Origin of the sequence: Campylobacter sp. US25a (genome assembly GCF_004379075.1) — a bacterium.
Taxonomy (GTDB): domain Bacteria; phylum Campylobacterota; class Campylobacteria; order Campylobacterales; family Campylobacteraceae; genus Campylobacter_D; species Campylobacter_D jejuni.
Map to the genome: position 1 here is coordinate 1 of NZ_RYYM01000104.1, position 402 is coordinate 402.

Here is a 402-nt window from a genome sequence, read left to right on the forward strand (position 1 = left end):
CTCCTATCCCTTCCCATCTTATCCTATCAAATTTAATCTTAGCAAGAGGACTAGCTTGTATTTTAGCTAAAGCAAATTTAATCTTATTCTTTTTAGGTATAGCAAATATAGGATAACCTTTTATACTCATTCCTATCAAACCCATTTGTAACACAGAATGTTTATTATTAACTTTATGATCTGAATAAGTATAAGCAAATACTAAAGCTACTTTAGTACAAGGTCCTCCTAGTATAGGTGGATTTAAACATCCACTTATACTAGCTCCTTGTATTTCATTATTAAGCATAATAGGAACATTGTCTGATTTTATTCTTTTAGCTTTTTTTGCTTTTAACTTAACTCTACCTCCATGTAAGCATACTAAAGTATTATCTTCTAAGATAGGATGCATACAAGAAG

1 pseudogene is annotated in these 402 nt (G+C 29.9%); it reads right to left on the reverse strand.

Annotation, left to right across the window (positions count from 1 at the left end):
* A pseudogene (locus ELQ12_RS09935) lies at positions 1–402 on the reverse strand (hypothetical protein); the annotation flags it as partial.